This is a genomic window from Providencia sp. SP181, from assembly GCF_050446505.1.
Classification (GTDB): domain Bacteria; phylum Pseudomonadota; class Gammaproteobacteria; order Enterobacterales; family Enterobacteriaceae; genus Providencia; species Providencia vermicola.
Genome location: NZ_JBBPXM010000001.1, coordinates 16474 through 35054 on the forward strand (window position 1 = coordinate 16474; position 18581 = coordinate 35054).

Annotated in this window: 17 protein-coding genes and 2 pseudogenes; 7 read left to right on the forward strand and 12 right to left on the reverse strand. The window is 39.0% G+C overall.

The window, feature by feature from the left end; genetic code table 11:
• Window positions 1-63 precede the first annotated feature (63 nt).
• On the forward strand, window positions 64-738 hold the full coding sequence (gene bioD / locus AABS66_RS00075) for a dethiobiotin synthase (protein WP_206086061.1): 675 nt from the start codon (window positions 64-66) through the stop codon (window positions 736-738).
• Between the two features lie 64 nt (window positions 739-802).
• On the opposite strand, the gene AABS66_RS00080 is transcribed toward bioD, so the two are convergent.
• The 5 genes from AABS66_RS00080 to AABS66_RS00100 all read right to left on the reverse strand — a co-directional run bounded on the left by AABS66_RS00080 (window position 803) and on the right by AABS66_RS00100 (window position 4502).
• Window positions 803-1036: a DUF1161 domain-containing protein gene (locus AABS66_RS00080; RefSeq protein ID WP_206086060.1), complete on the reverse strand. Its 234-nt coding sequence runs from the start codon at window positions 1034-1036 to the stop codon at window positions 803-805.
• A 44-nt stretch (window positions 1037-1080) separates the two neighbouring features.
• Entirely contained in the window at window positions 1081-1455 is a 375-nt protein-coding gene (locus AABS66_RS00085) for a DUF1283 family protein (RefSeq protein WP_206086059.1), read from the reverse strand.
• 81 nt (window positions 1456-1536) lie between these two features.
• Window positions 1537-2286: a bifunctional NADP-dependent 3-hydroxy acid dehydrogenase/3-hydroxypropionate dehydrogenase YdfG gene (gene ydfG / locus AABS66_RS00090; RefSeq protein WP_206086058.1), complete on the reverse strand. Its 750-nt coding sequence runs from the start codon at window positions 2284-2286 to the stop codon at window positions 1537-1539.
• 74 nt (window positions 2287-2360) lie between these two features.
• Window positions 2361-3989, reverse strand: coding sequence for a DUF4139 domain-containing protein (locus tag AABS66_RS00095; RefSeq protein ID WP_430224406.1), 1629 nt, complete (start codon window positions 3987-3989; stop codon window positions 2361-2363).
• A gap of 105 nt (window positions 3990-4094) precedes the next feature.
• Window positions 4095-4502 carry a hypothetical protein gene (locus AABS66_RS00100; RefSeq protein ID WP_241016886.1) on the reverse strand — a complete coding sequence of 136 codons (408 nt, stop codon included), beginning with the start codon at window positions 4500-4502 and terminating at the stop codon, window positions 4095-4097.
• A 176-nt stretch (window positions 4503-4678) separates the two neighbouring features.
• Here AABS66_RS00100 and AABS66_RS00105 point away from each other — a divergent pair.
• The 3 genes and pseudogenes from AABS66_RS00105 to AABS66_RS00115 form a co-directional block, all read left to right on the forward strand.
• Window positions 4679-4903, forward strand: a pseudogene (locus AABS66_RS00105) (ASCH domain-containing protein); the annotation flags it as partial.
• Window positions 4904-4951: 48 nt separating this feature from the next.
• Window positions 4952-5281: pseudogene (locus AABS66_RS00110) on the forward strand (type II secretion system protein GspD); the annotation flags it as partial.
• A 370-nt stretch (window positions 5282-5651) separates the two neighbouring features.
• The gene (locus AABS66_RS00115) at window positions 5652-6104 is read left to right on the forward strand and encodes a GNAT family N-acetyltransferase (protein ID WP_349415119.1); all 453 of its coding nucleotides are present in this window, start codon (window positions 5652-5654) and stop codon (window positions 6102-6104) included.
• Window positions 6105-6498: 394 nt separating this feature from the next.
• Here AABS66_RS00115 and AABS66_RS00120 read toward each other — a convergent pair whose 3' ends face one another.
• The gene (locus AABS66_RS00120) at window positions 6499-7041 is read right to left on the reverse strand and encodes a hypothetical protein (RefSeq protein ID WP_206086055.1); all 543 of its coding nucleotides are present in this window, start codon (window positions 7039-7041) and stop codon (window positions 6499-6501) included.
• Window positions 7042-7229: 188 nt separating this feature from the next.
• On the opposite strand from AABS66_RS00120, the gene AABS66_RS00125 reads away from it, so the two are divergent.
• Window positions 7230-7577 carry a helix-turn-helix domain-containing protein gene (locus tag AABS66_RS00125; RefSeq protein ID WP_349421863.1) on the forward strand — a complete coding sequence of 116 codons (348 nt, stop codon included), beginning with the start codon at window positions 7230-7232 and terminating at the stop codon, window positions 7575-7577.
• Window positions 7574-8881 (forward strand): type II toxin-antitoxin system HipA family toxin, encoded by a 1308-nt coding sequence (locus AABS66_RS00130; protein WP_206086053.1) that lies wholly within the window; start codon window positions 7574-7576, stop codon window positions 8879-8881. Before AABS66_RS00125 ends, AABS66_RS00130 begins: the two co-directional genes overlap by 4 nt.
• 112 nt (window positions 8882-8993) lie before the next feature.
• Here the strand turns inward: AABS66_RS00130 and AABS66_RS00135 are convergent, their stop codons facing one another.
• Window positions 8994-10094: an alkene reductase gene (locus AABS66_RS00135; protein WP_206086052.1), complete on the reverse strand. Its 1101-nt coding sequence runs from the start codon at window positions 10092-10094 to the stop codon at window positions 8994-8996.
• Window positions 10095-10147: 53 nt separating this feature from the next.
• Window positions 10148-10747 (reverse strand): TetR/AcrR family transcriptional regulator, encoded by a 600-nt coding sequence (locus AABS66_RS00140; protein ID WP_272573576.1) that lies wholly within the window; start codon window positions 10745-10747, stop codon window positions 10148-10150.
• A gap of 124 nt (window positions 10748-10871) precedes the next feature.
• Here AABS66_RS00140 and AABS66_RS00145 point away from each other — a divergent pair, with 124 nt between their 5' ends.
• Window positions 10872-11999: a DNA alkylation repair protein gene (locus AABS66_RS00145; protein WP_430224408.1), complete on the forward strand. Its 1128-nt coding sequence runs from the start codon at window positions 10872-10874 to the stop codon at window positions 11997-11999.
• A gap of 76 nt (window positions 12000-12075) precedes the next feature.
• On the opposite strand, the gene AABS66_RS00150 is transcribed toward AABS66_RS00145, so the two are convergent.
• The 4 genes from AABS66_RS00150 to AABS66_RS00165 form a co-directional block, all read right to left on the reverse strand.
• Window positions 12076-12606 carry a beta/gamma crystallin-related protein gene (locus AABS66_RS00150; RefSeq protein WP_206086049.1) on the reverse strand — a complete coding sequence of 177 codons (531 nt, stop codon included), beginning with the start codon at window positions 12604-12606 and terminating at the stop codon, window positions 12076-12078.
• A 218-nt stretch (window positions 12607-12824) separates the two neighbouring features.
• Window positions 12825-15680 (reverse strand): RHS repeat-associated core domain-containing protein, encoded by a 2856-nt coding sequence (locus AABS66_RS00155; protein ID WP_430224409.1) that lies wholly within the window; start codon window positions 15678-15680, stop codon window positions 12825-12827.
• Between the two features lie 35 nt (window positions 15681-15715).
• On the reverse strand, window positions 15716-17467 hold the full coding sequence (locus AABS66_RS00160) for an RHS repeat-associated core domain-containing protein (protein ID WP_430224410.1): 1752 nt from the start codon (window positions 17465-17467) through the stop codon (window positions 15716-15718).
• Window positions 17468-17487: 20 nt separating this feature from the next.
• Entirely contained in the window at window positions 17488-18564 is a 1077-nt protein-coding gene (locus AABS66_RS00165; protein ID WP_430224411.1) for a hypothetical protein, read from the reverse strand.
• Window positions 18565-18581 lie beyond the last annotated feature (17 nt).

An 18581-nucleotide genomic window follows, 5' to 3' on the forward strand; every position in this document is an offset into this window, starting at 1 on the left:
TGAATCCATATCATTTTTACAGCTTATTGCTGCTAGTCTGTCACTTCAGGATAGAAAAAGACCATGATCAATCTATTTATTACCGGGACAGATACAGATGTCGGGAAGACAGTATCAACACTTGCTATTTTGCAAGCACTCAATGGACAAGGAATTAAAGCCGTAGGATACAAACCTATTGCAGATCAATGCATTGATACCCCTGAAGGAGTCAGGAATAAAGATGCATTATTGATTCACAGTGTGTCTAAAGACCTCGTTTCTTATGATGAAGTTAATCCAGTTCGCATCACTGACAACTACAGCCATGAGAACAGTATTGATTTTAGTAAAATCAAACAAGGTTTAGAGCATTTACATGAACAATGCGACATGGTCGTTATTGAAGGAAATGGCGGTTGGCGCTATTTACTTGATGATAATACTTTTTATGCCGATTGGCTCAAAGGACAATCTGTCGGAGTCATCTTAGTGGTGGGTATTCAGCACGGTTGTGTCAATCATGCCTTGTTAACAGCGGATGCAATTAGAGCCGATGGTTTACCGCTAATTGGCTGGATGGCAAACCGAATTAATCCAGGTCTTGCTCATTACGCACAAATTATTGACCGTCTACAGCACCACATTAAAGCGCCACTAATTGGTGAAATTCCGTATTTATTACGGCCAGAAGAGCGGGATTTAGGACGCTATTTGCATATCGAAAAATTGCAGGAATTTATTACTGTACCAGCGTAATTATTTGAAAATAAACAAATAAAAAGGGCGATTTATTCGCCCTTTTTGTGTTATTTATCCATGCCTAATGGCGAGTATAAATAATTTTATATGAATCATTTTGGCAGTGACCGACAACTTGGCCTTTTGATGGGTCAACTTCATCATTAGGAACTGCAACTAAACTAAAACTATCGGCAGGTACGCCATTATTGATAATTTTCTGTTTAATTTCTTCTATCACACTTTCACATGAAGCTTGAGCAAAAGCAGGGGCCAACATCACTAAAAATAATGGAACTAATAATTTCTTTCGCATTGATCCTCCTTGGTAAATGACTCCATAACGAACAAGTTAACAACTTACGGGTTAATTGGACGACCAGTACCAACATCTAAACAGCGCTTTGTACTAGGCTCCCAATAGGCATTCAGATTCAAGCTTTTTTCACACTTATCTTTTGCATCAAATGCGGCGTCAATCTTATCGAACTCTTTTTCAGTACGCGTATTCACTTTATTGCGTAACATTCGAGTGTTATCCCATTGTTCTTTTTCTTGGCGAGCTTGTTCTTTATTTAAAGTATCATCACCTTTACCAACAGAAACACAAGTACTGCCTGCAGTGCATGACGTTGTTGTATTTCCCTGAGCAGCGGGTGCAACTGTTGTCCAAAGTAATGGTAAACAGACACACATAGCTGCTACGCTTTTCTTCAAAATATTCTGAGTACTCATGTAAATTCCTTACTAAACAGGGCCAATATCTTGAGTATAGCCAAAGATAAACCATTTCGTCTGTAGAGAATAGTACGAAAATTAAAGTTGTTTATGAACGGTTAAACCAGCGAATGTTTGGCAAACAGGCATTAATTCCAGAGTATTCACGTTCATATGCGCAGGCAGCGTTGCAACCCAAAATACCGTTTCAGCGATATCTTCAGGCGTTAATGCTTCAGCACCTTTATAGGTGTTTGCAACTTTATCATCATCACCTTTAAAGCGTACGTTAGAAAACTCAGTTCCACCGACTAAACCTGGCTCAATATCCGTCACCCGAATTTTTTTACCTTGTAAATCAGCACGTAAACCTAATGAAAATTGTTTAACAAATGCCTTAGTGGCGCCATACACATTACCACCTTTGTAAGGCCAACTTGCTGCGGTTGAACCAATATTAATAATATGACCATGATCTTTTGCCACCATGCCTTGTAGGACTTCATAGGTCATATTGACCAAACCTTTGGTATTGGTATCAATCATTACTGCCCAATCGTCTGGGTTTGCATTAAACGCAGGTTCCAAACCAAGTGCTAAACCTGCATTATTGACAAGAACATCAATATTTTTCAAGGAGGTAGGTAAATTAGCGACGGCAGTTTGAATCGCTTTTCTATCTTGAACATCTAATGTTAGAGGATGAAAACTATTGCCTAATTCACGTTGTAACGCTTCTAAACGTTCAGTTCGACGCCCTGTACCAATAACGGTATGACCTTGCTGAATGAATCTACGCGCGATAGATTCGCCAAATCCAGATGATGCACCAGTCACTAATATAATCATGAAAACCTCTAAGCTATTATAGTTGTCTTGCGTAAATTTATTCTAACGCCTTCGAAAGGGAACTACAAAAGTTACTATTCAAGACCAACGATATGCTTATCTTTTGGGTAGCTCAACGTATAATTAAATGGAATTTCAATCTGTTGGTTAGCTTCTAAAGTCACATCCCAAGTTAATTCTCCTGTTGTTTTATTGACAACAGCCTGTTTATTATCAATTTCAGAGACTTTAATTTCGCTATCTTGACTAATCGGTAATTGGTCAACAATTGTTAAATTAATTGGCTTAGTATGCATATTTTTGGCTTTAATTAAATATCCTTCCTTCTGTTCAATAGTTGAACCAATAAAACTTGGTTTTTTCTTCATTTTTTCGTTATTTCCACGAGAAATCTGAATGTTTTTATCAATGCCAAAAGGAATAAAGAGAGTATCATTCAACTGAGTGGTATCAATTTGGAAATTACCAATATACGTATTGCCATAGTAAATATTGGCGTTACCATTCAGTAAATTCAGCGCCTGCCAATTATCGATATCGGCTTGTAAGAAGACATCTTCCGCCAATTTCGGTGTCGTCGTGTATTGGTATTTCCCTATAATATCTGTTTGTTTGATGGTTAACGAGTTGGGTTTTGTGCTGCTTTTTAGGCTATAAGGTAATGAAATATCGTAGTTTAAATTGATGCCATTGTTTGATGCAGTGACAAAATCGGCAATACCTGAGCTATCACGCTTTTTTTTTGCACGCATACTGGCGTCCGTCATTGCGACGGGAGCAGGGGCCTGTTGCATTAAGGCTTGGGATTCGTACTGTATACTGTCATCATAAACCGATAAGCGCCAAGGTTGCAGGTTAAATGGCGTAATATTTTTAGACGGATTCACAGAGGATAACGTTAAATTGACATCTCGCCAATCAATCCCTGTGTTTTGCACAACATTGGCTTTGTAGGTAAGAACGATAGGGGATTCAACATCTTCACTACGAAAATCATAACTTGGGGACCAGGCGGCATCAGGGGTAAGGTAAGAAAGTTGCATTTGTGCTGTGGTTGCGTTTTTCGCATCAATGACCATCACCACTTGAGTTTGCTGCCCGACAACCGCAGGCAAGTTTTCATCAATTTGAGCTTGTAGCAACATGTTTTTTTCTTCAAGCTCATCCACTGACGCTTGGTTCTGCTGCTGTTCTTGCAATATTTGCGTCATCTGTTGACGAATAAAATTCAATTTTTGTGATGATTGCTCAATTGTCTGGCTATTGCTTTCACCAAAAAAACGTTGATCTTTCAACAACGATAATTGTTCTTCTCCCACTTTAATTGCAATATTTAAGCGTTCAATTTGTTGATTATTTTGTTTTTGTTGTTCTTGAAGCGTAATTATTTCAGGTGAATAAATAGGGGGAACAGCGACCTTTTGGACATTGATTGAACGAATAATAACATCATTATTTTTCAAACTAACGGACAGGGTTCGTGGGTCTATATTTGCTGCAATATTGGTCAATATAACATCATTTTGGCCCGGTTTAAGTGACAGTGTCACATCATTATCCAACTCAGCCCCACGTAAAAATATTGTTGCATGATTCAATTTAACATTTTGATTTAAAGTGCTTTCTGCTTCCGCTAGAGCATGACCTGCAGCAAGAAGTGATGTTAAAAGTAGGCCACTTACAATACGAATGGAAACCGTCATAGTGAAACTCCAAGAATATATAATGAGCAAAAATTGATAAATCGGCGATTCACTCATCATATTTTATCCGTTTGTCACTTGATAACAGATAAAGCCTAAAATATTTTATTTGTACTTTTTCATTTGGTAGATAAAGTATCCAGTCGCTAAAGGGATGATAAATGGAATAATCGCAATTAAATACAAAGCGCCGAAGCCTCTAGCGCCCCCCCCATTAATTATCTCTTCAAATGTATGCTCTGAAAAATAGTGAAGAAGAACATCATCACTGCATTTTTTAGCAAAAGGAAATAAAGGCAGGCAAATACAAGCATAGATTATCCATAACAGGTGTGCTGTCGCATTTTCACTTAACGAATAAATAGCCATTCCAAAGATCATAAATCCAAAGCACGATTTACCCCAAAAATCCCAACTTTTGATAAATAGACGAATAGGGTGTTTATTTTTTCGCTCCAAGGCCTTACGTTTCTCGATTTTTTCTTTTGTGTAATGCCGTCCATTTTTACTCATAAAATTTCCTTGTAAAACAAAAAGAAGTAAAGCTATATTAATCTATCATTAATGGCTCAACGGTTAAAAATGAAAATATTTAACCACGGTAATTTTGATGGCACAACCGTTCGTTTGCATTGGACTAATCAACCTTATAAAGGACACATCAATTTAACAGGAAAAACATCTCATTAATGAAAGCCATATCTGTAGTCTCTCCAGCAGGTAAAAATATTGCGTTAGGAAAAAAAACGTTAGAAATAAGAAAATGGGCACCAAACATCGGTTGTAATGAAGACTTACTGATTGTTGAAAATCACAATTATCTTTTAAAAGATGGCAATGAAGAAATGGGGAAAGCTATCGCAATTGTTAAAGTGAAAAACGTGAGGCCATTCGTTGAAAGTGATATTGATGCAGCCTGCGCATCCTACTATGAATATAGTAATTTTTTGCAATTCTCAGGCGGCTCTATTGATGTGTTATACGAGTTATTCAGTCAAGATAGCCGTTTTCATGTTGTGAGCTCTCCGCATTTGCGCGTCTCGTCGGGAAATGAAGGGCGTTTTAGCGTTGGCTCTGATGTGCCAGTTTTATCATCTGTGACGTATAAAGATAATACGCCAGTTCAGTCCGTTGAATATCGCAGCAGCGGTGTTATTTTTACAGTTAAGCCATTGATTACATAACATATCATTTCACTTGATGTGAATCAGCAACTTAGCAATTTTGCAAAAACAGAAACGGGCGTGAATAACTCGCCAACTCTGATTAAACGCGAAATTGCAACGAACGTTAAGTTTCAACGATAAACGAACCAACACGATTAACCAGCCAGAACGCTGGATTTCTTCATTTTATACTTAGGTTCGCATAATGCATATTATGTTAAATAAGCTATAAGGGTTCATTAGTTCACGATCCTTCTCTCCATTACGCTAGACTTATGTTTCTTGAGATCAACTCAATATTAAGGTGGGAAATTCAACTTAACCCAATATTTATAAATGAAAAACGCTCTCCCTCCCCTTAAACATAACTGTGGTTTATCTGAATCAGCTAAGACCTCATACTCATGACTTTATCTTTATCAGCATTTAAGAACAAACGGATGATATTACCATCCGTGTATATTTTCTTTCTTATTGCTTATATGCTGAGTGAAAAATGAAAAAAATTTATCAATGGACTCGCCAAAATTATCGAATAACAACAGATACTGACGATTTTGATATACCTTCTATTCACCAGTATCTAGTCCGTTCAAGTTGGGCAAAAGGAATTGATCTAGAGACAGTGACCCAAAGTATTTCTCATAGCCTTTCCTTTGCACTTTTTTATGATAATAAGCAAATTGGTTTTGCCCGTGTTGTCACAGACTGGGCGACATTTGGTTATTTATGTGATGTTTATATCCTCGAAGAATATCAACGCCAAAAACTTGGGCTCTGGTTAATGGAATGCTGCCATTCTCACCCTTTAATGATGCGCCTACGACGGCTCATGTTGGTAACATCAACAGCCCCCTGGTTATATGAAAAAGTGGGATATAATCCCATAAACCGTGAAGACTTTGTTTGGGAAATTGTTAGGCCAGATATTTATCAAAAAATGGAATAAAACTGTTTATTGATAGTTTCAGTACTATGATTATTTAATAGTATTATTAACATGTTGATTTTATTAAAAACGGTATGATTAAACATACCGTTTTCTCAATGACTAAATGGTGACGGTTATGGTTTCTCAGCGGCATATGATTTAGGTTACGGCGTCACGTTTGGAGGTGGATATTCAAACTCAAAACGGACATCGGGCCAAAATAATGTGATAACTGTAGCCAGGGATATAGGCCTATCTTTCGCCATAGACCAAACACGCTACCAGTTTTACCAACAAATGTTTAATCAATGGAGTGATGATGAGATCGACGTCTTTAAGATGTTGATTGAGAAGTTTTCAAACGCCTTAACGCTATTTGAAACCCCTTAACATAAGTAAGAGGCGTTTTTAATCAAACAGGCCTATCTATTTTATTGGCCGCTTTTTCTAACAAACTATCTAAGCTGGAATGCAGTAAGTGGTTTTTCACCGCTTTGCTTTCAACCTCCAGTTTAGATCCAATTTTTTTATCCATAGTATAGATATTCACTTTACCAGCAACATGCTCATATAATAATAAGCCATCAACCCCCTCACCTTGCTTATCATGGAACTCAGTTAATACCTTTTGCATGCGGGTTTTCGCTTGCTTATCCCCTTCCACGGCTTTGCGTAAGTCTTCCGTTAATAGGCCAACGGGAGCGGAGTAAACATACAGCACCTCAACAGAATAGCTGCCATCATTGCCATCACAAATAAAACAGTTGTGATCCTGAGCGTCAGAAAGCGCGTTCATTTCGCGCAGCTCTATCACTAATTTTTGTCCATCTTTATATGGGTCTTGGGATATATCGAGAAACACTAAGCGGTATGGACCAGGATCACCTGCAAAAGCACTTGTTATGCTACAAAGTGAGATAAACCCCGCCGTGATTAATGAAAGGATACGTTTCATAAGTGGCTCAACGAGAATAAATGTACCTTTACTGTACGAGGTTTACCTATATAAAGAAAAGAGTGAATTATCTTATTCATCAACCTAATTCATCTAATTTTTAATCCTGATATAAACCGTAACGTATACGTTGCAGATCGCCAGAAAAAACACTATATTGTAATATATATATTACAAAAGAGGCCGTTATGAAAATTTCAATGGCAATGTCAGATTTAGCAATAACACAAGAACTCTATAACCGCCTTGAATATTATAGGCAATCTAGGGGGCTGTCACAGGAAGAGCTTGTCGAAAATCTAGGTATTAGCCGACCAACCTACGCACGAATACAAAAAGGCACTTGCAGCCTTGGAACATTTATCAGCGTTTTACGCGAGCTGAATTTATTGGAAGGGTTCGACACATTGATCCCCCCTCCGTCTTTACGTCCTTCAGAAATAGTTAAACAACAAAATGTTAAGCGTAATCAAATACAGACCAAACTCTCTGTCAAAGAAATGTTAGCTAACCGAAAAAATAAAGGTTCGATATGATAGCCAAATCTTGCACTGTCTTTTTTGATAATATACCCACGGGCTATTTGGCCTATACAGATGATAGCGGTTTTGCGACGTTCGAATATACCAAAGAGTGGCAAAAAGAGGGTTTTAGTCTCTCCCCACTTCACTTACCGTTGAGTTCACAAACCTATACTTTCCGCAGTTTACCTGTTGATACCTATCGCGGTTTACCTGCTGTATTTGCAGACTCCTTACCCGATGATTTCGGAAACGCCTTGATCAATGCGTGGCTGGCACGCCAAGGTAAAGACAAATCACAATTTTTAGCCTTAGACCGATTACTCTATACTGGAACTCGGGGTATGGGCGCACTTGAATACCAACCGACGAATTACCCGAACATTGAAGAAGATACCCCAATATTGATTGAAGAATTGGTCAATATCGCCCAAAAAGTGTTGGATGCGCGAGATGATTTGCATTTAACGGATAGTGAAGAGTCCTCGATGTCTAAGTTGCTACAAATCGGCACCTCTGCAGGTGGTGCACGTGCTAAAGCCGTAGTCGCAGTCAATAAAGACCGTACAGAAATCCGCTCAGGCCAAGTAAAAGTCCCAGAAGGGTTTGAACATTACTTACTTAAATTTGATGGTGTTGTAGAGCACCAAAGCAATAAAGAAACCTTTGGCGACCCAAAAGGATTTGGGGTGATGGAGTATGTTTATTACCTGATGGCCACACAAGTGGGTATTGAAATGTCAGAATGTGAGTTATTAAGGGAAGCACAGAGTGGACGTGCTCATTTTATGACTAAGCGCTTTGACAGAGTGGGAAATTTAAAATATCACGTCCTTAGTTTATGTGGCTTAGCGCATGCAGACTTTAGAAAACCAGGTGCATTTAGTTACGAAGAGCTACTGTTAACTGCAAGGCAGTTGGGTTTATCAAATAAAGAGCAAGAGCAAATATATCGCCGAATGGTGTTTAATATCATCGCCCGTAACCATGATGACCACACCAAGAATTGGTCATTTATGGTGAACGACCAATACGAATGGCAGTTAGCGCCTGCTTATGACCTCGCTTGGAGTTATAAAAAAGACTCAGAATGGGTACAATCTCACCAACTGTCATTAGCGGGTAAACGTGATAATTTTACCCATGATGACTTGTTGTCAATCACAGAACAAATTACACACCTACGTAGAAATAAAGCAAAAAAAATAATTGATGAGACAATTGCCGTGGTCTCAACGTGGCGAGAGCTTGCTGAACACCATGGTGTTCCAGCTGCACTGAGGGAGAGTGTCTGGAATACACTCAGATTAAAATGGTAACGTATATATTCCAAATAGTATAAAAAAAGCCAATATTGCAATATATACATTACAATTTGGCGCAAGCAAAATTAGTAGTCATCCGTTGCTTGCGCCTATATCTATTATATTTCTATTTCATAAATGGATAATCAATATAACCTTCTGCACCACCGCCATAAAATGTTTCAGGGTGCTGAGGATTCAGTGGTGCACCATGCTGCAAGCGCGCAACTAAATCAGGGTTTGCGATAAAATCACGGCCAAAAGCTACGGCATCAATTAATCCTTTTTCGATTAAGTCTTCTGCCTTTTCAATAGTATAAGCACCAGCACCAATAATTACACCATCAAAACACTGGCGAACTTTTTGACGAAATGCCTCTGTATAAGGCTTACCGCCTGCCCAATCAGGCTCAGAAAGATGTAAATAACCAATCCCACGCTGATTTAACGCATCAATCACATATAATGCGTCTGACTCTTCATCGGGGCCATTTCCTGTATTTTGGAAACTACCAATTGGAGAGAGTCGAATACCTATGCGCTCTGGTGCCCATTGTTCACATACGGCATCAATCACTTCCAACAAAAAACGTGCGCGGTTTTCAATACTACCACCATATTGGTCATCACGATGATTTGCATCTGGCGATAAAAATTGGTGCAATAAATACCCGTGAGCACCATGTAATTCCACCATGTCAAATCCCGCTTGGCGCGCATTTTCTACCGCTTGGCGAAAGTCATCAACAATTTGAGGGATTTCTTGTAATGTTAGCGCTCGCGGCATTGAGGTTTCAACCCTCACTGGTTTACCTTGCTCGTCTCGTAAAGATGTACGTGTGTTAGCACTTAGTGCCGAAGGTGCAACAGGTGATTGATTCTCAGGTTGTAACGTATCATGGGAAATTCGCCCCGTGTGCCACAGTTGTACGGCAATATGACCACCTGCATCATGTACCGCTTCTGTGATCTTTTTCCAAGCGACAATTTGCTCAGGGCTATGTAACCCTGGAGCCCCTGCATAGCCTTTTGCTTGCGCTGAAATTTGTGTCGCTTCCGAAATGATCAACCCTGCACTAGCACGTTGACGATAATACTCCCCCATTAATTCTGTAGGGACATCACCTGGCTCAATACTACGCAAACGCGTTAATGGTGCCATGAATATTCTATTTGCTGCAGTGAAAGCACCAACTTTAAGTGGTGTGAATAATTGTTTTTGCGACATAACAGCTCCATATTAGACCAGTCGACTAGTAATTAGAGAAATAAAAACGCCATTTAACTATTTGGCGTCTGAAGTGTATTCTTTACATGTTCCAACGCGTTTTCCAATGGAACCGTGCTACGTGTAATTTTTGATTGTAAATTTGCCCCTAACCAAAGCGCATAGAAAACTTGAGCCTTTGATAAAGGATCCCCCATAAAATAAAGTGATTTTTCTTGGCGACCTTTTTCTAAGGCATCCGCAAGCAAACCAATAATTTGCCGAACACCCTCATCCATCGCTTTATTCATATCTTCAGATAAGTCACACACTTCAGCTGATAATTTTACCGTGAGGCAACCATTAATATGCCCCACCTGGCAGACCTGTTGCAGCATTTCACCATAATAAGCTAAAAATCGGTCGCCGTAATTCCCTGCTCCTTGTTCGAAGTGCTTTGTTAGGCGTTGTAAATAGTCTGTGTAATAACGTTCTAACATCGCAACACCAAACGCTTCTTTAGAGCGAAAATAATGGTAAAACGATCCTTTAGGTACTTGTGCAGTTTTTAAAAGTTCACTAAGCCCCATCCCCGTAAAACCAAGATGCAGACAAAGGCGCTCACCCGTAGCTAAAAGATGTTCACGTGTATCGTGTTCTGTGTGTTTATTCATGGCACTACTGTACTGGACTGATTGGTCTAGTACAAGTTTTTTCCTGCTAAAATACAAAAATAGCATATTCTGCCAAGGCAATTTCAGGCAATATATTCCTTTAAATAGCGAGGTGGGAATGGGTATGACGAGTGTAATCGAAGAACAAAATGATAAAGCATTTAAGCACCATTTTAATGAAGCGATGTTACAGCGACTTGCTGAACTCATTAGTGTTGAATACCCAGAATTTAATGCAAAAACATTGCATGATTTAGCCTCTAAAATGTCCCAACTTGAAATGAAAGCACGAGTCCATGCGATCCGAGACGTTTTAATTACCGCACTGCCATCTGACTACCCTAGCGCACTTAAAATCATTATTTCGGTGCTAAAACAAAATAAATTACAAGGATTTGCTATTTGGCCATTGGCTGAGTTTATTCAAGTACAAGGTTTAGCACACTACGACATTTCACTCGATGCCTTAAAATTGCTCACCACCTATTTTACCTCTGAATGGGCCATTCGCCCTTTTATCAAGCAATACCCTAATGAAACCATGAGCTTTCTAACCAAATGCACTATTGATGATAATGTCCATGTGCGCCGTTGGGCATCTGAAGGTACTCGTTCTCGCCTCCCTTGGGGTGAGAAATTACATGCGTTTATCCAAAACCCTATCATCACTCGCCCAATTTTAGATGCACTTAAGTTTGATAGTGAGTTATATGTCCGCAAAAGCGTGGCCAACCACCTTAATGATATTTCGAAAGACCACCCTAGCTACGTGACACAACTACTGACTGAATGGAAACAACAGGCCAATACACCACAAGAACAGCAATATATCAAATGGATCACTAAACAAGCATTAAGAACGCTAATTAAACAAGGAAACCACAACGCGTTGGCACTTATTGGTGTGGAACATGGGGCGCAAGTTTCTATTGAACAATTTAATGTCACTCCAAATATTAAACTCGGTGAAAATTTAATACTTGAGCTTTCTCTACGTTCATTCAGTGATAAACCGCAAAATTTGGTGATCGATTATATTATTGGTTTTATGAAAGCGAACGGAAAAACAGCGCCAAAAGTATTTAAGCTACGCACAATGACGCTCGGTGCCTATGAAACCCTCACCCTAGAAAACAAACACACGGTTAAGCCCATCACCACAAGACAATATTATGCAGGAAAACAGCAAATACAGTTGCAAATTAATGGTAAGGTAATGGCGGAACAAAACTGGCTGTTAGCCATTGAATAAACAGCCAATTCGTTAATATGTTAGAATCTTAAATAACGAATAAGGTCAGGTTCTCTGACCTTATGTACTCACATAATCAACGACGTATGATTTTAATGGAGCGTATTTTCTCACCATAACCTAATGCGTTGTGCTCGCCACCCGATTCTGTGTGGTATTTCCCTGTATAATTAACCCCTTCATAAAAACGCACTGTCCAGCCATCAGGAATACTGTAAGAGGCAATTTTATCTGCAAAATCATAACGGGATAAGTTAGGAATATTTTCATCAATTTCAAGATACTCTCCCTTTTGCCATGTTTTTGTGTATACAAACATGCTCTCTTCGAGATAATCACCATTGAATGATATTTTGCTGGTGCTACATTTCGCATCTTTGGCTTTACAAAAAATACTGCCTTTCCCTTGCCCTAACTCACAGCGACGAGACGTTTTTTGCCGTGCATTTTGTTCTGAAAACGCAGCTTCTGCATAAAATTCAGAAAATGGTGATAATGCACAGATATGCACAACTTGTGTATCATGACGGGAGGAATTATTATGATAATTGGATTTTGCATAGCTAAAACTGGTAAACAAAATCAGCAATAAAATACGTTTTTTCATCGTAAAAGCATCTTTGGCGGAAATGTATTCAGCCAAATTACGGTAAATAAGCTAAATTTTCTAGTAGAACACTCTGATAAACAGTCACTTAGTGAATTTTACTTATCTATATTAGTTCAAGATCCCCCCGTGACTAAATGCAGCACAAGCGGTGATGCTCGCCAAACAAGTTGCTAACCCCAATCTCACTTATTTTTTATCCAGATTGAGGTTAAATTTTAGATAGAAGCGCGTCGAGCTTTGCGGGGTTTATACCATGTTTGCCCATCTGCATTAAGCCCAAACCCCCAACTTGTTAGTGATGCTCTATGACCAAAAAAGCCTGACTGATTGATGAGTTTTCGCGCTCGCATGCTTTTATCAAATGGGCAACTGGAGCGGATCCAACTGACAAACATACCAGGGCCTGTACCATCGACTGTAATATTACGGCGCATATGTGGAATTAAACGCTTTCCTTGCCACATGAGAACTGACCAAGGAATATTAGGGTAATAATAATTCTTTTTAGCCGTCAAGGTATCAAATTTGCTTTGGGGCACAACGTCAAGAAAAGGCTCTACCCCATTATGCGTATAAAGATAGCGAATATAACGCATTACACTGTGTAGACTAAATGCATTCTTTTTGGCGGCAATAACGGCATTACCTAAGGCAGTTTTTCCTTTGTAATCCCTCCCATGATGAATTAGCAGATCGGGAAGTTCGTCTTGGTTGTCTAAAAGTGGTCTAATTTCCCCAATTGGGCCATCGACCATAACATCAATATCCATATATAACCCACCAAACCGCCTTAAAATACCGATTCTTAACATATCTGATGCAGCCGCATAATTCGCATAGGTTGTATTAGTCGATTCTCGGTTAATCGCTGCTTGATATTGATAATCAAATGGGGCAGGTTTTTTAACATTGATAACATTGAATATCGCTTGGCTATAACCTCGTTCAATGAGATTATTTTTCAACTTCGTTGGGTTATCACTCCACAAATTAATCTGATATTGAGGGTTATTATGTTTAAAGCTGGCAATATTACTGATGCCATCAGCGGGAAGTTCTTTGTGACCAAGCCAAATATAATGAGCAATTTTAGGGTATTGCCCTTGTTCGTCATAATATGTCATTGGGTTATTGCGCGCCATACGGTATAAATTATTCCCGTCAGCAGCACCCAGAGGGTCAGCACTCAGCCAGCGCCCAATCCATGGTTGGTAGTAACGGCGACCATAATAATATAACCCTGTCATATCAAGTTCCTTATTACCATAGTGCCGCGTTTTATAACCTGCTAAAGAGGTATTATCTGCCAACCAAGTTGCTGTTCCGCCATAAGGATAATATTCTTCTTGGCTAAAGATATTTCCTTCGTTATCAAGTTCAATTCCTTGGTTTCCCGTTAATGAACTAAGTGAATAATGCATGGCATTATTGGCAACCCCTTTTGGCTTGCCACATTCCCAATGTAAAACTTGAAACTGTACCCCAATCAAGCTATTAACCGTAATCACTTGTAATATTTCATCATCGTTGCGATTTCTTAACTCTAAGTTCGGTAAATATATCACTTTCATTTTTTGTCCCGAACGTTCAGTCACTTTCACTGTTCGTTGGTATTGATGGTCATAACAGTAATGTTCTATAGCGTCAGCGCTTTTGACAGAGCGAAGTTCCTGGTGAGTTGTCCAGTTAAGGTGTTGGCCTTGAAGCAGTGTTTTCTGTTGCCCCGCTGCAGTAAATAACTCATCGACTTTTTCTGCGCTTGAAGCCAATCCGTTTAATACTGCGCGATTACTCTGATTGCTAGTGATTATTTGTGTTGAATAACGTTGGTTTGTTGCAGGTGAGCGATGGGAAATTTTCGTTAAATTACCGCTATTATCATAACAATAAGTACGGAAATATCGCGTATAGGTTGCATTATCAAACGAAAAACAACGGGAAGGTGCTGAAGATTGGTAAACTTGGTTTGCCATTTCACGCCCAGACGCGCTGACTAATTGATACAATGAGTCATACTGAAACTCTTGTCTTGCCTCAACTTTTTGGTTGTGCCAAAAACGTGTTTGCCCCGCCTGATCACGAACACAAACAACATTGCCCACGGGATCATACTGATAAATTAAGTCTTGAATTAATTTAAACCCCAATAAATGATCCGTTGGCCTTTGGGTTTTCACACGAACTAAATATTGAGTCTGTGCTTCATATTCGTAGTTTGCAACAATGCCATTACCGAGTTCTTCACTGGTTTTCAAACCTGAAGGAGAATACTGTATCGCTTTTGCAACCCACCGCTCTAACGCGTTTTTAATTTTTAAGCTGTAGGTTTTTAATTGCCCTGCAATATCATAAGATTGCCGATGTTGATTGCCCTTAGTGTCTTCAGTCACTAAGTTTGCCCCTGTTGCATCCGTGATGCAATAACTGACAAATTGGCTAACCGCAAGTTGTTCCTCCCTTTCATCAGTTTGCCAATCCACGTCATATTCAGCATCTTCATCATGTTGGATTAAACGTCGAGTTTGTGAAATCGCTTTTCCCAATAATGAGACTTGGTCTAATTGCAATAATCCTACCGTATCGTAGTGGAAAATGCATTGGCCGCATAAATTAATATTTTGATAAATAATGGAATTATCCGCATATTCGAAACATTCGGTTACTCGAGTCTTTCCACCAGCCAATTTTTCCTTCAAGCACAATGGCCTACCTAAGGAAGTACTATCTTCATAGTCATAAGTACGGGTAACACCATTAGCATCAATACTCACTAATAATCGACTCTCTATATCGTTAATCGTCACCGTTTGTCCGTTATCTACGCCTTCACTCACCAATACAAGGCCTGACAAATCTGCTTTAAAACGAAAATTGAAAGACGTTTTCTCCTGTAAACGAGGATCACTTATCCCAAGCAGAAATCCACGAATATCAACTGACTGAAAGGTGAGTCTTTCATCTGTTATTTCGGGGGTATCTGGGTGGCGATAATACTCAATTAACCGAATATTGAGCCCGCGATTATCAGTAATCGTTATTGAAGGTGTTTTCCCCATTGAAAATTCATCCATTTTTCCTCCTTTAAAAAACGTTTAATTTGACCCCATTAGTTAAGCCGAACATTAGACACCGTCGTTGCCTTGGATTTTAATTTCTTAGGAACAAGCATTTGAGGACGGTAAAATAACGAAATTAATTGGTCAAAACTGTCATTGGTTGAGGTTTCATAAACACTTAACTGTGACTCAGAAGAAAGCAAACGTGCTGAGCCCACGATTCTTAAAGCAAGTGCTGTTCTAAAATCTTGAAATGAATACAACGTGTTAATCGCACTCTCTGCGATCGTTTCACTTTTTAGTGCGGCGACACCTGATGAGTCATCAGGAAAGCGTGCTGTTAAACGTTTTATATCCGTTTCTCTGCGATAAAAGTCCAAGGTATCATTGATAGCCATATGGCTATAATTCATATACTTATAGCCCGTGATATCATCTACAGAAGTGACGTACAGGTTATCACCGAATTCACTCCGTGTTTTTCCGCGCACTCCTCTGATCCCTAATGAGAAAAAAGCAAAATCAACCGTTTTCAAGTTCAGTACATCGCTTGGTGTGGTATTGGTTTCACACGCAGATAAGATCCCTTTCTTGATGAGCTCATTTCTTGAACGAAACGTTGCACGGTTATGGGGTTTAAGAAATTGTTGGTCTGAAAAATGCAGTAAGGTGAAATCTAGCTTAGTAAAGTTATCAACAAAACCTCTCTCATCATCACTCAGGTCACCTACCTTAGTCCTAATCTGAACCATATTTTCCTGAGTATGCGCAAAAAATGTCTCTAAGTTATTAAAAACAGGGCGATAGCTATTATTATCTAACCATCGTTCACCTAAAGACATAATCTGGTAGCTCTGGTTGGCACGTGATTTTGCCCGGTAATTATTATACTGCTGGTAATATCCTACAACGCGGTCAATTGGGTTAAGACCATCATTATCTTGGTATTTTAATGGGTTATTTCTCGTCATTCTAAAAAGATTTAAACCATCGACTGTTCCGCCAGGGTCTGCACTTAGCCAACGACCACACCATGGTTGATAATAGCGATGACCGTAGTAATATAACCCTGTTGCATCAAGTTCTTTTCCTGAATAGCGTATCGTTTTGTAATCCGCTTCAACGTCATTACGTACAAGCCATACTGCAGTCCCTCCATAGGGGTAGTATTCTTCTAGGCTAATTAAGTTACCTTGGCTATCTAGCTCTAATCCGCTATTGCCATTAAATGAATCAATAGAATAACGTATTGAATTATTATCTATTTCTTTGGGTTTTCCTTGTTCCCAATGCAAAACCTGAACCCGCATTCCATTGGTTTCATTGATATGGATAACCTGAAGTTTCTCTTGATGGTTAATATTTTTTAGTTCGAGATTAGGTAAGTAAATGACAGTCGCTATTTGTTGATTATGTTCGGTGAGTTTAAAAATTCGTTGGTGGTCGCTACCATAACGGTATTGTTCGTAAATCGTTTCCCCCCTCATACTCAGTAATTCTTGACGTACAGTCCAATCCAGCGTTTGGCCCTTCATTAATTGCTTTTGCTGTCCACTCTGCGTGAAAAATGCATCAACATCTTTAGCTTCCATCGCCAATGAATAATCTATTGCGCGGTTACTTCTATCACTGACCGTCATTTTTATTGTATAGCCGCTATGTATTGCTGGAGTGCGATGGCGGGATTCGATTAAATTACCTGATTTATCATAATGATATGTGCGATTGTAATAGGTGTACATTGAACTATCGAACATAAAACGTTGAGGAGATGCATGCCTTTGCTGATTAATATTCGCCATTTCGCGGCCTGTTACACTCACTAACTGATACAGTGTATCGTATGTAAACCTTTGTTCAGGCCTATTTTTTGATTTTGCCAAAAACGTGTTTGCTCTGCATCATTACGAATACATAATATATTTCCGACGGGGTCATATTGATAACGCAAATCCTGAAAACATTTAAAACCCAATTCGTGATTATTTGCTCGTTCAGTGCTAAACCGAATAAGCCGTTGTGTTTGTGGTTCATATTCATAATATGTCACAACACCATTTCCCAATTTTTTACACAGTTTTTGCCCAGCTGCGGAATACTCTATTGATTTGATCATGCATTGTGTAATCTCGCCTTTTATGGTTAACCCACAAAATTGTAACTGCCCTGCGATATCATAATGTAAACGCTGTTGATGCCCCTTTGCGTTTATACTAAGAATGTTAGCCCCTGTTGCATCATTTTTTAGTTCTGTACAAAAAGGCTCAGGATTTAACATCCCATCTCGGTCATTTGTATTCCAGTTAACATAAAAATCTTGATTATCAAGTGATTGAATTAACTTTCTTGTAATGTGAATTGCTTCCCCAGTGAGAGAGATTTGGCCTATTTGCAATAGGCCAGCCGTATCATAGTGACGAATACATTGACCAGACAAATTAGCATTTTGCTCGTGAAGTGAGTTCCCTGCATATTCAAGGTAATCACTAATACGCTCCCCCTGCTCGGCAGTTTTTTCCCAAATATGCGTTAACCGGCCTAAAGACACTGACGTTTCATAAACAAAAGTACGCCATAAATTATTGGCATCAAGACTTAATAACAAACGTCCTGCAGAATCATTAAGAACCCTCACCGTACCGTTATCTATTCCCTGAGTTTGCAGTGAAAACCCCAAAAGGTTATATCTATAATTGAAATTAACTTGTTGTTTTACATATTGCCGCGGGTCAGCAACGGTTGCTAAGAAACCATGAGTGTTAAATTGATAAAACTCAATACGCTCCTCGGTCTGCTCTGCAAAATTAGGATGCCTATAATAGTCAATTTTCCGGATTTTATTTCCTCGATTATCCCTTACAACCACTAATGGTGTTGATGTAAACAAAGACAAATTCATATTATTTTCCTTTATAT

Excerpts from the sequence above, each read along its gene's own strand:
- bioD (WP_206086061.1), top strand. The coding sequence starts at position 64 with ATGATCAATCTATTTATTACCGGGACAGATACAGATGTCGGGAAGACA.
- AABS66_RS00080 (WP_206086060.1), bottom strand. The coding sequence starts at position 1,036 with ATGCGAAAGAAATTATTAGTTCCATTATTTTTAGTGATGTTGGCCCCT.
- AABS66_RS00085 (WP_206086059.1), bottom strand. The coding sequence starts at position 1,455 with ATGAGTACTCAGAATATTTTGAAGAAAAGCGTAGCAGCTATGTGTGTC.
- ydfG (WP_206086058.1), bottom strand. The coding sequence starts at position 2,286 with ATGATTATATTAGTGACTGGTGCATCATCTGGATTTGGCGAATCTATC.
- AABS66_RS00095 (WP_430224406.1), bottom strand. The coding sequence starts at position 3,989 with ATGACGGTTTCCATTCGTATTGTAAGTGGCCTACTTTTAACATCACTT.
- AABS66_RS00100 (WP_241016886.1), bottom strand. The coding sequence starts at position 4,502 with ATGAGTAAAAATGGACGGCATTACACAAAAGAAAAAATCGAGAAACGT.
- AABS66_RS00115 (WP_349415119.1), top strand. The coding sequence starts at position 5,652 with ATGAAAAAAATTTATCAATGGACTCGCCAAAATTATCGAATAACAACA.
- AABS66_RS00120 (WP_206086055.1), bottom strand. The coding sequence starts at position 7,041 with ATGAAACGTATCCTTTCATTAATCACGGCGGGGTTTATCTCACTTTGT.
- AABS66_RS00125 (WP_349421863.1), top strand. The coding sequence starts at position 7,230 with ATGAAAATTTCAATGGCAATGTCAGATTTAGCAATAACACAAGAACTC.
- AABS66_RS00130 (WP_206086053.1), top strand. The coding sequence starts at position 7,574 with ATGATAGCCAAATCTTGCACTGTCTTTTTTGATAATATACCCACGGGC.
- AABS66_RS00135 (WP_206086052.1), bottom strand. The coding sequence starts at position 10,094 with ATGTCGCAAAAACAATTATTCACACCACTTAAAGTTGGTGCTTTCACT.
- AABS66_RS00140 (WP_272573576.1), bottom strand. The coding sequence starts at position 10,747 with ATGAATAAACACACAGAACACGATACACGTGAACATCTTTTAGCTACG.
- AABS66_RS00145 (WP_430224408.1), top strand. The coding sequence starts at position 10,872 with ATGACGAGTGTAATCGAAGAACAAAATGATAAAGCATTTAAGCACCAT.
- AABS66_RS00150 (WP_206086049.1), bottom strand. The coding sequence starts at position 12,606 with ATGAAAAAACGTATTTTATTGCTGATTTTGTTTACCAGTTTTAGCTAT.
- AABS66_RS00155 (WP_430224409.1), bottom strand. The coding sequence starts at position 15,680 with ATGGATGAATTTTCAATGGGGAAAACACCTTCAATAACGATTACTGAT.
- AABS66_RS00160 (WP_430224410.1), bottom strand. The coding sequence starts at position 17,467 with ATGGCGAATATTAATCAGCAAAGGCATGCATCTCCTCAACGTTTTATG.
- AABS66_RS00165 (WP_430224411.1), bottom strand. The coding sequence starts at position 18,564 with ATGAATTTGTCTTTGTTTACATCAACACCATTAGTGGTTGTAAGGGAT.